Raw genomic sequence first — 14991 nt, forward strand, 5'->3', positions numbered from 1 at the left:
CCTTTGGCTTGGTAGCGATAAAGTTGATTCAACTAAGTTTCTTTTCGGCGGCGTACCAGTAGCCAGTGGCTTATCAAAGCGAGCAGCCCCATCAGCCCGATCGTCAATGCCATGGTGCGCGAGCTGCCGTCGTGGAATTGCCCGACTAATCCACCTACTATAGCGGCAATCGTCATCTGCAAGAAACCAAATAAAGAAGACGCCGCGCCTGCACACTGAGGGTTGGGTGCCAGCGCACCGGCCATTGTTTGCGGCATGAGAATACCTACCCCCAGCATAAACACCATATGCGGTCCCACTACCGCCCACGGGTGATGAACGCCCATGGCAGCTAAGCCCGCCATAACGACGCCTCCCGTTGCACAAACCACCGTTCCTAAAGTGATAAGGCGGTCACGCCCCAGGCGGTGGCTATACCGGCCGCTGACCAGTGTGCCGACGAAGAAACCCGCGACAATCAGCGTGAACAGCACGCCATACAACGTAGGGGCGACGCCCATGTACTCGATGAGCACAAACGATGAGCCAGAAAGGTACGCGAACAGCCCGGAAAAAGCGGCCGCGTTCACTAAGGTGTAGCCAAGAAAGGCACGTTGGCTCAGCAGCAGGCGAAAGTTTGCCAGTATGGTCGTTGGGTGAATCGACTGCCGCTGCTCTATCGCCAGGGGTTCGGGCAGCATGAAAATGAGCACCGCCAGCATCACTGCCGCGTAGAGCGCCAGCACCACGAAGACTGATTCCCAGCCAAAAAACAGCAGTAACCCAGCGCCCACCACAGGCGCTAAGGCCGGGGCGAGCGCCATGGTGCTGGCCATATACGACAAGATACGCCCGGCTTCGATGGGGCCATGAATATCGCGCACCGCTGCGCGTGCTAGCACGGGGCCAGCTGCCCCACCAAAGGCCTGCAAAAAGCGGCCTACTAATAACCATTCGACATTCGGTGCCCAGGCGCAGAGTAGACTTGCCGCAAGAAACAGTGATAATCCTGCGATCATCACCGGCCGGCGTCCAAAGCGATCAGAGATCGGGCCACACAGCAATTGGGCCAGGGCGAATCCAGCCATATAAAGGCTAAGGGTGAGCTGTATTCGGTCTGGGCCAGTGTTTAGTGCTTCTGCCATGGCGGGCATGGCGGGTAAGTACATATCCGTCGCCAGTGGGCCGAGCGCAGTCACCGCAGCTAGGGCCACGACGGTGGCGGTAGAGGGCAGCTTTAGCACCCTTTCACTCCTTATGGTTAGACACGAGACGGGCGCCTTCCCGATGGAAAGGCGCCCGCTTATAGTTAGCGTGCTCAGTATAACCTAGTTGGCGTCAGGCTGCGCTTCTGGGGCGGCTTTTGCAAAGGCTGGCAGTGACCGACAGTGGGCAGCGATACGCTGGATTGTCGGATACGCTGACATATCGCATTCAAAGCGTTCTGCGTTATACACCTGGGGAATCAAGCAGATATCCGCAAGCGTTGGTGTGTCGCCATGGCAAAAGTCACCGCTATTCATGTCAGTTGAGAGCGTTGTCTCCAATGCTGTGAAGCCCTCGGTAATCCAGTGGCGATACCAGGCTAGCTTCGCCGCTTCATCCACCTCTAGCTCCCTGACGAGATACTTGAGCACCCGCAGGTTGTTGAGTGGGTGAATCTCGCAAGCCACCGACTGAGCAAGCGCACGAACTCTTGCGCGCGCTAACGCGTCAGCCGGCAGCAGTGCAGGCTCTGGGTGCGCCTCATCGAGATACTCACAGATTGCCAGCGACTGGTTAACCACGGTGCTATCGTCGAGCACTAGGCTAGGCACCATCCCCTGAGGGTTGCGCGCCAGCTGTTCGCCACCACGCTGCTCGCCTTTCACCAGATTAACCGGGATTTGGTCATAGTCCAGGCCTTTCAGGTTCAAGGCGATGCGCACCCGGTAAGCAGCCGACGAGCGGAAATAGCCGTAAAGCGTCGTCATGTTGCCTTTTCCTTATGTTGTCTTTCTGGTCTTGCTTATTTGGGCTGGTACTTCACGACTTGCTGATCGATGGTACCAAAGATGTTGTTGCCATCGCGGTCGAGCATCTCGATGCGCACTCGGTCGCCAAAACGCATAAAAGGGGTTTTTACTTGGCCGTGGAGAATCTGCTCAACCATGCGTACTTCGGCCAAACAGCTATAGCCTACGCCGCCGTCAGCCACTGGCTTTCCAGGACCGCCATCAGGGTCTGGGTTGGAAACAGTGCCCGAACCAATCACAGCGCCTGCGCCGAGAAAGCGAGTTTTCGCCGCATGGGCAACCAGCTGTGGGAAGCTGAAAATCATATCTGGCCCAGCTTCTGGCTCGCCAAACTTCTCATCATTTAGGTGCACGGTCAGCGGCAGGTGTACTTTTCCTTCTTGCCAAGCATCGCCCAGCTCATCCGGGGTCACCGCAATGGGCGAAAAAGAAGAGGCGGGCTTGGCTTGGAAAAAGCCGAAGCCCTTTGCGAGCTCACCTGGAATCAGGCCACGCAGGCTCACATCGTTAACCAGCATCACCAGCTTAATGTGCTTGGCGGCTTCCTCAGGGGTGACGGCCATCGGTACGTCATCGGTAATGACGGCGATTTCGCCCTCAAAATCAATACCATGCTCTTCGCTCACCGCTTCGATATCTTCGGTAGGTGCCAGGAAGCAGTCGCCACCACCCTGGTACATGAGCGGATCAGTCCAAAAGGTTTCGGGCATCTCGGCATTACGTGCCTGGCGTACCAGTTGGACATGGTTTAGATAGGCGGAGCCATCAGCCCACTGGTAGGCGCGCGGTAACGGGGAGTGCAGGGCACTCTGGTCAAGCGCAAAAGCACCTTCAGCGTCGCCACTGTTTAGTTGCGCATAGCGTGCTTCAAGCTGCGGGCTAACGGCTTCCCAGCTTTCAAGAGCCGACTGAAGTGTGGGCGCAATATCAGCAGCGCTTACCGCGCGGGAAAGGTCGCGAGAAACAATGATGAGTTCTCCGTCGCGGCCCTTATTAAGTGTTGCAAGTTTCATGGTTATTCAATCCTTGTCGTCAGGGTGGGGCAGGCAAACCCCACTCGTCATAATAGTGTTCGGGCTTGATAGTGTTAGGGCTTGTTTGGGTCGAAGTGCGAACGCAGCGTCGACCAAACATCCACATAGTCACGTTGGCGGAAGTCCGCCTCTAGTGCCGCAGGGGTCGGATGGAATAAGTAGCGGCTTTCAAACATGAAGGCCAGCGTGTCCCCTAGGAACTGAGGCTTCAGCTCAGCGTTGGAAGCTTTTTCAAAGGTTTCAGCATCCGGGCCATGGGGCGACATTGAGTTGTGCAGGCTGGCACCGCCTGGGGTGAAGCCTTCCGCTTTTGCATCGTACTCACCGTGGATAAGCCCCATAAACTCGCTCATCAGGTTACGGTGGAACCAAGGCGGCCTAAAGGTGTTCTCGGCTACCATCCAGCGCGGTGGGAAGATAACAAAATCCAGATTCGCCGTTCCCGGCGTATCGGAAGGTGACGTCAATACGGTAAAAATTGACGGGTCCGGATGGTCGAAGCTCACCGTATTGATGGTGTTAAAATTAGCGAGATTATATTTGTACGGTGCGCAGTTGCCGTGCCACGCCACCACATCTAACGGCGAATGGTTGAGTTTAGTTTCCCAGAAACGACCAGAGAACTTTGCGACTAAGCGGTAGTCACCCTCTAGATATTCATAAGCCGCGACTGGGCTTTGGAAGTCACGCGGGTTTGCCAAACCATTCGCCCCAATGGGGCCGAGACCGGGTAGCTCTAACGGGCTGCCGTAGTTCTCGCAAATATACCCGCGTGCTGCGTCGACACCCTGCGCTTTACGCACTTGGAATTTCACGCCGCGGGGAATAACAGCAATTTCACCGTTATCAATCTCAAGTTCACCAAACTCGGTGCGCAGACGAATAGCACCCAACTGCGGAACGAAGAGCAGTTCGCCATCTGCGTTGTAGAAAAAACGCTCGGTCATGTCTTCATTGAACGTATAAACATGTACGCCCACGCCAGCTTGGGTGCCTGCATCTCCGTTGACCGCAATGGTGAATAAACCATCAATAAAGTCAGTCGGTGCATCCGGTATTGCAACGGGGTCCCAACGCATTTGGTTAGGGTCGGCTGCTGGGCGCTCTAATGGGGCGGTGTGTACGTTGTTATTTTCTAGTGGCTGGTAAGCACTTTGAACCACCGAAGGGCGAATGCGGTAAAGCCAGCTACGGAAGTTCTGATGACGCGGTGCTGTAAATGCGGAGCCAGTAAGCTGTTCTGCATATAAACCGTAAGCGCACTTTTGCGGTGAGTTTTGCCCAATCGGTAGTGCCCCTGGCAGCGCTTCGGTTGAAAAGTGGTTATGAAAGCCGTTTTGATACTTTAATTGTTCAGTCATTGTTAATTCCTGCTTTATTTGAACGTTATTTTAATAAACCTGCCTTTTTATAAACCTAAGGCGCGGCTATTGATCGCCATCACCCACCGCATAGGACATCGCTTCTTCCAGCACCGCCTGGTCGCCGATGTGGTTAGCCAGTAGCAAAATCAAGCGCGCATTGATGCGTTCGCTGTCGGCTTCGCTGCGGTCGCGGTGTAGAGCGGTGAGTGCCGCGTAAAAAGCATCCGGGTCAGTAAAGTTGGGATTTAATTCAAGCCTTGGCATGGCAACGCTCCTGAAAGGTAGTGTCAGCGGTACCCGCAAGATAAACGCCCAGCGCGCGGTCTAATGCGTCTTCAACCTGGTGGGCAGTGACGGCGTGCCAGCGAGCAGTAACGTGCTGGTCAGGACGGATAAGGTATCCAGCCCCTGCTTTCAGGCCGTATCGCTGGGTGACGAGTTCTTCAACATCGTCCACCACGGTGGTGCGTGGTAGCGTGCTAAGCACCTGCGGCGTGGAGCCAACGATCACTAGGCTGATATCGGGGCGACGCTCTAGCAGAGTATCCAGGTCGTTCAACAAAGTAGCAGCGTATTGTTCATCAACGCGGCCATCGAGTAGCAGTGTAAACCCATTGCCAAACTGGTTGAGCAGCCAAGCGCTCTCTTCGCCTATTTGAATAGGAGCGTCTTTAATGGGACTGCCAGGGCGCAGCTCGCTTGGGCCACCGTCCACATCGGGCGTATTGAGCGGTGAGTGGTCATAGCGACACGGCATAGAGAGGCGGCCGCTGTTGACCAGGCTGCGTGCAAAGGGGTGTTTCTCGGCTAGTTCCAGCGTCACATCGCGGAACACGTGGCTGATGTGGCTCTTTGGGGTAATAAAGTCGGTGGCGCGGGTAGAGTTAAGAAGGTTTTCTGCCGCGCCGTGCTGGCGCTCAGTGTTATAGGTGGTCAAAAGCGATGCTGGCGCTTGCTGTTTGAGCACTCGAGCAAGCTTCCAAGCCAGGTTATCCACGCCTTGCAGAGCGCCGTTGGCACCCCGGGCACCGAAGGGGGAAACCTGATGAGCCGCGTCGCCCATAAATATCACGCTGTTGTGAATAAAGTTATCCATCTTTCGGCAGCGGAAGGTGTAGACGCTGGCCCACTCAAGCTCGAACTCCACGTCTGGTCCAAGCATGGCTTGTACCCGTGGGCGAATGTTCTCTTCTTTTTTCTCTTCTTCCGGGTCAGCGTCCCAGCCCAGCTGGAAGTCGATACGCCACACATTATCGGGTTCTTTGTGCAGCAACACCGATTGATTGGGGTGGAAGGGTGGGTCAAACCAAAACCAGCGCTCTGTAGGGAAGTCTGCCTTCATCACCACATCGGCAATCAAGAAGCGGTCTTGGAATACCTGGCCTTTGCACTCAAGGCCCAACATGTCGCGGATTCGGCTGTTAGCGCCATCCGAAACAAGAAGATAGTCACAGGTCAGCTGATAATCACCATCTTGAGTGGCGACTTTAATGGCGGTACGTTCTGGCTGAGCATCAACCTTGATAACGTCGTGTTTCCAGCGCAGGTCAATTTGTTCAGCAAAGTCGTGAGTTCGATTGACCAAAAACTCTTCAAAGTAATACTGCTGTAAATTAATAAAGGCCGGAATACGATGGCCGTCCTCGGGTAGCAGGTTGAAGTCGTAGACTTCGCGGTCTTGGAAGAAGACGCGACCGTGCTGCCAAGTGACGCCTTTTTCAAGCATCGGCTCGACGCAGCCCAGGCGGTCTACAATTTCCAGTGAACGCTTGGCAAAGCACAGCGCCCGGGAGCCCACGCTAACGGTGTTGTTGTCGTCAAGGACAATGGAGTGAATGCCCTGCTTAGCTAAATCAATAGCGGCGGCAAGGCCGCTGGGCCCGGCACCGACAATTACCACCGGGCAATGGCGCATTTCTTGTGCATCGAGTTCAGGCGGGCGTCGGTAAGGATAGACAGGATTTTTATAGGTAGTTGGCATCTATTGCTCCCCTGCAGCGTCAGGTGCAAGGCACCCGACGCTGGGCGTGATCAGTGGGTGTCACTCATTAAGGCACTTACTGATTTTCGACAGCATCCTGCAGCGAATGCCACATCGCGGTATCGCGTTCTGCCGTCCAAATGCGGGGGTCTGGGTATTCGCCGCCGGCTTCGTCATAGCAGCGAGTAATATCGAAAGGCACGCAGTGATCGAAGATGACCCAGTGGCCATACTTCGGCTTCAGTAATGCGTACGTTTCTGCGTAGCACTCGGAGAGCGATTTGCCCGCTGCCTTGCCGGCTTTGACGCTGCCGTACATATCGTTCAAGAAGTCGCGGGTGCCTTGAATGGCTTCCTGGCACTGTTCGGCAGTTTGCAGCGCATCGCCGCGACCGGGCACCAGCTTTTGAGGCTGCATGGCTTGCAGGCGGTCAAGCGTGGCCGGCCAGTACTCGTGGTAAGCGTCACCGGTATAAGGAGTGGCACCATACTCAACGAGGTCACCGGCAAACATGATTTTTTCTTTCGGTAACCAGACGATGGTGTCGCCCTTGGTGTGACCACGGCCCAAGTGGATGATCTGTACCTCGCGCTCACCCATGAAGACGGTTAGTTTTTCCTGGAAGACGATGGTTGGCCAAGTCAAACCAGGGACCGAATCGACGCCTTTAAACAGGCGCGGGAAGCGACCAACTTCTGATTCATAGTCTTGCTGGCCACGCTCTACAATCAGATCGTAGGTGTTCTGGCTGGCGTAGATATTCTCAGCATCGTACGCCGAAGCGCCAAGAACACGCACCGCGTGGTAGTGGCTCATGACCACATGTTTAATCGGCAGGTCAGTCACCTCGCGGATACGGCGGATGACATCCTGAGCCATGATGGGCGTTGCCTGGGTGTCGATAACCATTACGCTGTCATCGCCAATCACGATGCCGGTGTTGGGGTCGCCTTCAGCCGTGTAAGCGTAGAGCCCTTCTGCCAGCTTGGTGAAACTGATCTGTTTCTCTTCGGTATCGGCATGGGATGCGAATTTCTTGCTCATGGTATCTCCGGTGCTATCAGGGTGATTCAGATCGTTGTATGTCAGGAGGATAGTTTCTTATGAAACTAAATGTCCAGCATGCTGTAAGATCGTTAGGTTGTGTGCTGCAAGTTATTCGCAATAAATCTCAAATAAACAGCAATTTATTGCAAAATAAGACCTAGGTCTAATAAACAAAATCTTTAAATTAGTTGCAAGAGAGATCATATGGCGGCAGTGTTTCATTTAGTATTAGTTTTATAGAGGCTTGCTAATTTAACGATAAATAATGTCAGTGGCGTTTTTAGATGTGTTTGCCGTTATTTCGCCACTATTTCCGTCATTATGTCGCCAGGGGATCTTTCGAAAGGTGGGCTTAGTGTGTAATAGGTGCGTTGCTGGTGCTCATATTCCCAGCTATCGTGCTGTATTTTTGTTACTCCCCACCGATAAATGACGGCTCTAGGAGAAACACCATGACGATGGATAAAGCGGGCAGCGAGTCATCCTCTCAATCTTCGGCCAGGGCAGAGTTAGACCTTAATCAGTTTCTACCCTATCAACTGAATCGCTTAGCAGATCGGATCAGCCAAGCGCTTGAGGCACTTTATGCTGAGTCTTATCAGCTCAATATCGCGCAATGGCGCGTGCTTGCGTGGCTCAGCCACTGCGATGATCTAACGGCAAAGAAGGTCTGTGCCTATACCAATATGGATAAGGCGCGCGTGTCTCGGGCTATTCAGTCGCTAGAAGAGCGTGGGCTAATCAACCGTACGCCCTCACAGCAGGATCAGCGGTTACATGACTTACAACTAACGACAGCCGGACAAGCGTTACTCAATAAGCTAGTGCCCGAAGCCCAGGCGTGGGAAGCCGAACTAGTGTCGACCCTGAGCGTTGGTGAATACCGTGACCTACTTAATACAATGCGTAAGCTTGAACGGCAGTTAGAGAGGATCGGCTAAAGCACATATGCACAGCTCTCTTGGTTTTCTATGCCAGTTATCACGCTGTTTTCGATTGTGGCGTGTCGCTTATGGGCTTTTGGAAATAAATTGTGTAACAAAAAAGGTGAGTTAGAAAAGTGATCGATAGCCACAATGATGAATTGCTAAAAGGCGAATTGATTTTAGGTAAGTATTTGTAATTTAAAATAATAATTTATCACTATACTTAAGTATCATCATCTATTAGTCGATGGGTCGTTGCGCGATCCACGTTTCTGCAGGCATTGTGATAAGTAACGTGATTCGAGTATTTTTTTTATTATAAAAATAAGGTATCACGTTTTGCGCTCCCAGTTCGCGACGACCAGAGGAAAGACAAATGAACAAAACAACAAACCTGATGATTGGTGCTATCGCCGCCGCAACGCTAAGCACCTCTGCCTTAGCACAAACAACCATCACCGTGAGTACCTGGGCTGGCCCTAATCACGGCATCAACACCATCGTATGGCCAACGTGGAAAGCGTGGATTGAAGAAGCCACGGAAGGACGCGTAACGGTAGACGTGATACATGATATGGGGCCTCCCGTTTCCCAAATGGAAATGGTCGCTGATGGTATTGCTGATGCAACTTGGGTTTTCCACGGCTATAACACAGGCCGCTTTCAGCTAACCAAACTTCCAGAATTCCCCACCTTTCAAGAGTTTTCATCAGAAAATGCCTCCAGCGCTTACTGGCGCACTCACCAAGAATATTTGGCAGCCGCTGGCGAACACCGCGGCGTTGATGTAGTGGCTGCGGGTGTTCATGGTCCAGGCTGGATCTTCAGCAGCGAGCAGTACGACACCTTAGAAGACATGAAAGGCAAGCGAATTCGTGTGGGCGGCGGCGTAATGGGCGATCTCTCCAATGCCCTGGAGCTGACCGGCGTTGCACTACCGCCTACAGGCGTTTACGAAGCAGGCTCACAAGGTGTTATCGACGGTGCCATGCTGGTGCCTGAAGGGCTGCGCAGTTTCCGTGTCGCGGAGATTTTCCCCTACACCCTCAAAGTGGATGGTGGTTTCTATCGCGGTAGTTTCACTATCGTCGTTAATCCGATGATCTGGGATGAGATGTCGTCTGAGGACCGTGAAGCCGTCGAATCTGTCTCTGGTGAGCGTTTGTCACGCCTGTTCGGCTACATGATGGATGTCTCTGATGTGCGCGGTGTCGACTTTGCCGAAGAGCTTGGTCATACCTTTACTGAACTCGGTGACGAAGACCTTAATACCCTAAAAAGTATGAGCGACAGCATGATTGCTGAGTGGGCTGAGTCTGCTTCAGAAAACCGCAACGTGGACGCGATGGCCGCTATCGAATTTTATCGCGAGCAGCTTATCGCAGCAGCGGAAGAAGAGAGCGTCAGCAGCTTAGTACCTGCTGAATTAGTACCAGACGCAAACTAAGTTCCCACTAGCGCTGGACGGAGAGCGACCATGCAAACCCAAATGGCACGTGCGACGCGCGTTAGTCGGGTTCTGCAGATGATGTTAGAGGGGGTGGCAGGCGCTACCCTCTTTGGCATGATGCTGCTGACCACTGCTGACGTAGGCGGCCGCTACTTTTTTAATTCCCCGATTCTTGGTGCTGTTGAATTAACCCAGCTGATGCTAGCGGCGTTGGTGTTCCTATCGCTACCGGTCGTTTGTTGGCGTCAGGAGCATGTCAGTGTTGACCTGCTTGATGCTGTTTTTCCAGCAAGGCTTGTCTGGATACGTGAAGTGATCGTCAACCTGATCGTGACTGCTGCTCTCTGGGTGATGGCACAGCGGGTATGGTCGCTGGCAGAACGCGCGTTTTCTTGGGGAGATGTGACTGAGTTTCTTCGTATACCCCATGGCTATCTGATCGGTTTGATCGCCATCATGCTGGCGCTCTCAGCATTGCTGACCCTCATGCGAGCCGTTTTCTATTTGCTCGAAGGGCTGAAGGTAATTGAAAAAGGTGGCCCATTGAGCAAAGGAGAGCCCCATGACTGAAGCGCTGTACGGTTTCGCTGTTCTATTGATATTAGTGTTTTTGCGGGTGCCTCTGGCGTTTGCAATGGGTATCGTTGGCTTTGCCGGGTTCTATCTACTCACCGGTAACTGGAATGCGGCTGAGGCAATGGCGGCACGCCGGGTGGTAGATACCGCCATGGACTATGGCTTATCTGTTATTCCGTTGTTCATTTTAATGGGCAACTTTGTGTCTCATGCAGGATTATCCGATGCCTTGTTTCGAGCATCGAATGGCTTTCTAGGGCATCGTAAGGGCGGCCAGGCGATGGCGACGATCGTTGCTTGTGGCGGGTTTAGTGCAATCTGCGGATCGAGCTTAGCAACGTGCGCCACCATGGGCCGGGTTGCTATGCCGCAAATGCGCAAATATGGCTATAAAGATTCGCTGGCTGCCGCTTCCATTGCGGCGGGCGGTACGCTGGGTATCTTGATACCGCCAAGCGTCATGCTGGTGATTTACGGCATCCTAACCGAAACAAGTATTCGTGAGCTGTTCGCGGCTGGCTTTATCCCCGGTATTCTTGGCATTTTTCTCTACATTGGCGCTATCAAATGGGTACTTTGGCGCGACCCGAGCGCTGGCCCAGCGGCTGAAAGAGTGCCATGGGCAGAGCGGATCAAGGCGCTAAAAAGCGTAGGCAGTACGCTAGCGCTGTTTGTACTCGTGATTGGCGGTATTTACCTGGGCGTATTTACACCCACAGAAGCCGCCGGTATAGGGGCGATGGGCGCTTTCTTAATCGCGCTAATGCGCCGGGCGCTGACCCCTCAAGTGTTGATGAATGTATTGATGGACACCGTGCGCACGACAGCGATGCTGTTTGCAGTGGTGCTAACGGCGCTGATTTTCGCCAACTTTATCAACCGTGCAGGGCTGCCTGATGACTTGCTGGCACTGGTTAATGGTCTGAATGTGGCGCCTTTTGTGGTCATTCTGGTGATTATCGCGATCTATGTCGTACTGGGCTGTGTGTTTGAAAGTATGTCGATGCTGCTGCTAACAGTGCCGGTATTTTTCCCGGTAGTGGCGGGGCTGGGTTATGACTTGGTGTGGTTCGGCATACTGGTGGTTATCGTCATCGAGATCAGCCTGATAACGCCCCCTGTTGGTATGAACGTGTTTGTACTGCGAGCCGTATTGCCGGACGTATCCACAGGCACGATCTTCCGTGGCGTCACTCCTTTCTGGGTCGCGGGTACCATACGTGCGTTGTTGGTGCTTACCTTCCCCGCCATCGTGCTGTTCCTACCACGACTGCTTTATTAAAGCGGTTTTATTAACTTTTCGTACGACACAAAAAATGACAGGGTGTAGGCCCTGTCATTTTTTTTGCCTTGCTTTCGTGACTGGCTATAGAGGCTGAGGCGTTATTGGCGCTTTGCGACCAGGGTTAAGATGTCGTAGCTAGCAACCAGCTCATCATGTTGATTGGTCACCGCCACATCCCACATCACCACGCCTTGCGGGTGCCCGTCAGGAGACGCTCGGCCCTGATCAATCTTGCGCTTACAAGTGAGGCGGGCGCGGATAGTATCGCCAACCAGCACTGGCGTAATAAAGCGCAGCGTATCCAGGCCGTAGTTTGCTAGTACCGGGCCTTCGCCTGGGTAAACGAACAGACCCGCAGCTGCTGACAGCACAAAGTAACCGTGGGCAATGCGTTGGCCAAACTGCGTCTCTTTAGCGGCAATGTCGTCAAAGTGCATGTAGAAGTGGTCGCCGGAAAGGCAGCCAAAATTGACGATGTCGGCTTCAGTGACGGTGCGGCGATGGGTTAGCAGTGACTCGCCCACCTGCAGGTCATCGAAATGGCGACGGAACGGGTGAACGTCAGTTTCGAGCACCTTCGCGCCACGCACATACTCTCCGGTGACTGCTGCAACCATGGTTGGAGACCCCTGGATAGCAGTGCGCTGTAGATAGTGGTGTACCGCACGAATGCCACCAAGCTCTTCGCCACCACCTGCGCGGCCTGGGCCTCCATGCTTGAGCATCGGTAGCGGAGAGCCGTGGCCAGTCGATTCTTTGGCTGCCTGGGCATCGAGGATCTGTAGGCGGCCGTGCTGGGCGGCTAACACAGGAATCATTTCGGCAGCGATGGCGGGAGTTTTGGTGGTTAGCGTAGTCACCAGGCTGCCCTTGCCCTTGGCGGCAATTGCCAGTGCTTCGTCGATACCGTTGTAAGGCATTAGCGTCGCGACCGGGCCAAAGGCTTCAATGTCGTGTGCGCCGCCGTCGTTCAACGGATTGCGGTTGATGAGCAGGTGAGGAGAAATAAACGCGCCGTTTTCCACACCCTTGCCGACAGCCTTGAAGTTGCCGTCTCTGCCGAAAACGCACTCACTGGTTTCCAACAGCTGTTCGATAGCCTCGTTCACATCACGCAGCTGGTCGCCGGAGGAGAGTGCACCCATGCGCACGCCTTCTTCATGAGGGTCGCCCACTACGATGCTTGAGAGGCGTTCTTTAATCATGCCTGCCAATGTATCCAGATGCTCAGCGGGAACCAGTACCCGACGGATCGCCGTACATTTTTGGCCTGCTTTAGCGGTCATTTCCTTGACCACTTCTTTGGCAAAAATCGCGAACTCTTCATCTTCTGGGCTGATATCGGGTGCCATGATCGCGCTGTTGAGCGAGTCGGCCTCGGCGTTGAACGGAATGCTCTTGGCCATAATGTTGGGGTGGCTTTTTAGCATTAAGGCGGTGTTTGCTGAGCCGGTAAAGGTGACAAAGTCCTGCTCTTCAAGGTGATCCAATAAGTCACCGGCTCCGCCGACCACCAGCTGCAGTGCGCCTTCTGGCAGCAGGCCAGAATCGTTGATCACGCGCACCGCAGCTTCGGTTAGGTAGCTCGTCGCGGTGGCTGGCTTGAAGATACATGGCATGCCCGCCAAAAAGGCGGGGGCGAATTTCTCTAGCATGCCCCAGATAGGAAAGTTGAAGGCATTAATATGCACCGAGACGCCGCGACGGGGCACCAGAATGTGGGTGCCATTAAAATGGTTCTCTTTACCTAATTGCGTCACAGGGCCTTCATGGGCCACGTTACCAGAAGGCAGTTCTTTGCGGCCCGTAGAGGCGTAGGTAAACAGCGTGCCGAAACCGCCGTCAATGTCGATCCAAGAGTCGGCCTTGGTGCAGCCGGTGTGATGAGAGATAGCATACAGCTCACGCTTACGCTCTTGGATATAGGCGGCCAGCGCCTTAAGAATGGCAGCGCGCTGTTGGAAATCGAGCGCTAAGATATTTTTTACGCCGGTGTGGCGGGCGTACGCCACCGCTTCGCGGAAATCGATCGCTTCTTGGTGAGTATGTGCAACGGTGGTGCCGTTGATGGCACTGATCAGCGCTTTAGACTCGGTGCTGCCAAACCACTGGCCGGCAATGTAACTCTGTAAAACTGGCATTGAGCGTTCTCCCGAAAATGTTGTTGGAATCAGGCATTGGTATCAGGATCAACAAAGCCGACTTGATCGTCGGCTTTGGAAGTCGATGGTGACGGGGTTACACCTCGTCAAAGTCGAGCACCACCTTGTCACTGATCGGATAGCACTGGCAGGACAGCACGTAACCGGCATCTATTTCGTAGTCTTCCAAGGCGTAATTGGCGTCCATTTCCACCTCACCTTCGATGACTCTAGACTTACAGGTAGAGCACACGCCCGCCTTGCACGAGAACGGCAGGTCGGCGCCGTGCTCGTTGCCCGCGTCAAGAATGTTCTGGGTATTGCGGGGCAGCTTATATTCGATCGTGCGGCCGTCGATGATCACCTGGATAAGAGATGAGTCGGCTTCCGTCTGATTCGCTTGCGCTGCTTGGCGGCGTTTGGCACCTGCAGTCGGCAGGCTTGCAGTGAACAGTTCAAAATGAACGTTGTTCTTGGGCAGCCCATGGTTAATCAGAACGTCGCGGACGGTCTCGGTCATTTCTTGTGGGCCACACAGGAAAGCCGCGTCGAGTTTGGGTACCTCTACCCAGCGGTCAAACAATGCATTGCACTTGTCGGCAGTGATGCGACCGTTGTAAAGATCAATTTCCTGCTGCTCGCGACTGAACACGTAAATAATATTGAGGCGCTCTAGGTAGCGATCCTTAAGGTCTTGCAAGCGATCACGAAACAGCGTTCCCGTGGTGGAGCGGTTGCCATAAACCACGGTAAAGCGGCTTTTCGGCTCGCTTTCCAGCGTGGTAGAGACAATCGACATAATGGGCGTGACGCCGCTGCCAGCGGTCACCGCCAGGTAGTGTCCTTCACGGCTGGGGTCGAGAGGGACAAAGAACTTGCCTTGAGGCGGCATAACATCCAGGCGGTCGCCAGGCTTTAGCTGCTGGTTGGCAAAGGTTGAGAAACTGCCACCGGGCACCAATTTAACGGCAACTCTCAGCTCATGCTCGTGAACGCCGGTGCAAATGGAGTAAGAGCGGCGGACATCTTCACCGTCGATATCGTGGCGTAGCGTTAGGTACTGCCCTTGGGTGAAGCGAAAGGCGTCCTGCAGGTCGTCGGGAATGTCGAAGGCAATGGAAACGGCATCATGGGTTTCCTTGCGTACATCCTTGACGGTCAAGGCGTGAAATCGGCTCATGGCAAATGGTCT

The 14991-nt window shown here is 53.9% G+C and carries 13 protein-coding genes; 4 read left to right on the forward strand and 9 right to left on the reverse strand.

The window, feature by feature from the left end; genetic code table 11:
- Positions 1-32: 32 nt before the first annotated feature.
- The 7 genes from LOS15_RS15620 to LOS15_RS15650 form a co-directional block, all read right to left on the reverse strand.
- Positions 33-1223 (reverse strand): multidrug effflux MFS transporter, encoded by a 1191-nt coding sequence (locus LOS15_RS15620; RefSeq protein ID WP_263066939.1) that lies wholly within the window; start codon positions 1221-1223, stop codon positions 33-35.
- Positions 1224-1307: 84 nt separating this feature from the next.
- Positions 1308-1952, reverse strand: coding sequence for a maleylacetoacetate isomerase (maiA, locus tag LOS15_RS15625; RefSeq protein WP_263066940.1), 645 nt, complete (start codon positions 1950-1952; stop codon positions 1308-1310).
- A gap of 35 nt (positions 1953-1987) precedes the next feature.
- Entirely contained in the window at positions 1988-3007 is a 1020-nt protein-coding gene (locus tag LOS15_RS15630; RefSeq protein ID WP_263066941.1) for a fumarylacetoacetate hydrolase family protein, read from the reverse strand.
- A gap of 74 nt (positions 3008-3081) precedes the next feature.
- Entirely contained in the window at positions 3082-4389 is a 1308-nt protein-coding gene (gene hmgA, locus LOS15_RS15635; protein WP_263066942.1) for a homogentisate 1,2-dioxygenase, read from the reverse strand.
- 66 nt (positions 4390-4455) lie between these two features.
- The gene (locus tag LOS15_RS15640; protein WP_263066943.1) at positions 4456-4656 is read right to left on the reverse strand and encodes a DUF2783 domain-containing protein; all 201 of its coding nucleotides are present in this window, start codon (positions 4654-4656) and stop codon (positions 4456-4458) included.
- On the reverse strand, positions 4643-6373 hold the full coding sequence (locus LOS15_RS15645) for an FAD-dependent oxidoreductase (protein WP_263066944.1): 1731 nt from the start codon (positions 6371-6373) through the stop codon (positions 4643-4645). Before LOS15_RS15645 ends, LOS15_RS15640 begins: the two co-directional genes overlap by 14 nt.
- Before the next feature lie 76 nt (positions 6374-6449).
- On the reverse strand, positions 6450-7418 hold the full coding sequence (locus tag LOS15_RS15650) for an MBL fold metallo-hydrolase (RefSeq protein WP_263066945.1): 969 nt from the start codon (positions 7416-7418) through the stop codon (positions 6450-6452).
- Between the two features lie 455 nt (positions 7419-7873).
- On the opposite strand from LOS15_RS15650, the gene LOS15_RS15655 reads away from it, so the two are divergent.
- From LOS15_RS15655 to LOS15_RS15670, 4 genes are all read left to right on the forward strand, one after another.
- Positions 7874-8362, forward strand: coding sequence for a MarR family winged helix-turn-helix transcriptional regulator (locus LOS15_RS15655; protein WP_263066946.1), 489 nt, complete (start codon positions 7874-7876; stop codon positions 8360-8362).
- A gap of 361 nt (positions 8363-8723) precedes the next feature.
- Positions 8724-9794, forward strand: a complete 1071-nt coding sequence (locus tag LOS15_RS15660; RefSeq protein WP_263066947.1) for a TRAP transporter substrate-binding protein — start codon at positions 8724-8726, stop codon at positions 9792-9794.
- 30 nt (positions 9795-9824) lie between these two features.
- Positions 9825-10367 (forward strand): TRAP transporter small permease, encoded by a 543-nt coding sequence (locus LOS15_RS15665; protein ID WP_263066948.1) that lies wholly within the window; start codon positions 9825-9827, stop codon positions 10365-10367.
- Entirely contained in the window at positions 10360-11655 is a 1296-nt protein-coding gene (locus LOS15_RS15670) for a TRAP transporter large permease (protein ID WP_263066949.1), read from the forward strand. Before LOS15_RS15665 ends, LOS15_RS15670 begins: the two co-directional genes overlap by 8 nt.
- Positions 11656-11756: 101 nt before the next feature.
- Here the strand turns inward: LOS15_RS15670 and paaZ are convergent, their stop codons facing one another.
- Both paaZ and paaE read right to left on the reverse strand, forming a co-directional pair.
- Positions 11757-13799: a phenylacetic acid degradation bifunctional protein PaaZ gene (paaZ, locus tag LOS15_RS15675; RefSeq protein WP_263066950.1), complete on the reverse strand. Its 2043-nt coding sequence runs from the start codon at positions 13797-13799 to the stop codon at positions 11757-11759.
- Between the two features lie 97 nt (positions 13800-13896).
- Positions 13897-14979: a 1,2-phenylacetyl-CoA epoxidase subunit PaaE gene (gene paaE / locus LOS15_RS15680; protein WP_263066951.1), complete on the reverse strand. Its 1083-nt coding sequence runs from the start codon at positions 14977-14979 to the stop codon at positions 13897-13899.
- Positions 14980-14991 lie beyond the last annotated feature (12 nt).

Source organism: Halomonas sp. 7T (assembly GCF_025643255.1).
In the GTDB taxonomy this organism is placed as follows: domain Bacteria; phylum Pseudomonadota; class Gammaproteobacteria; order Pseudomonadales; family Halomonadaceae; genus Vreelandella.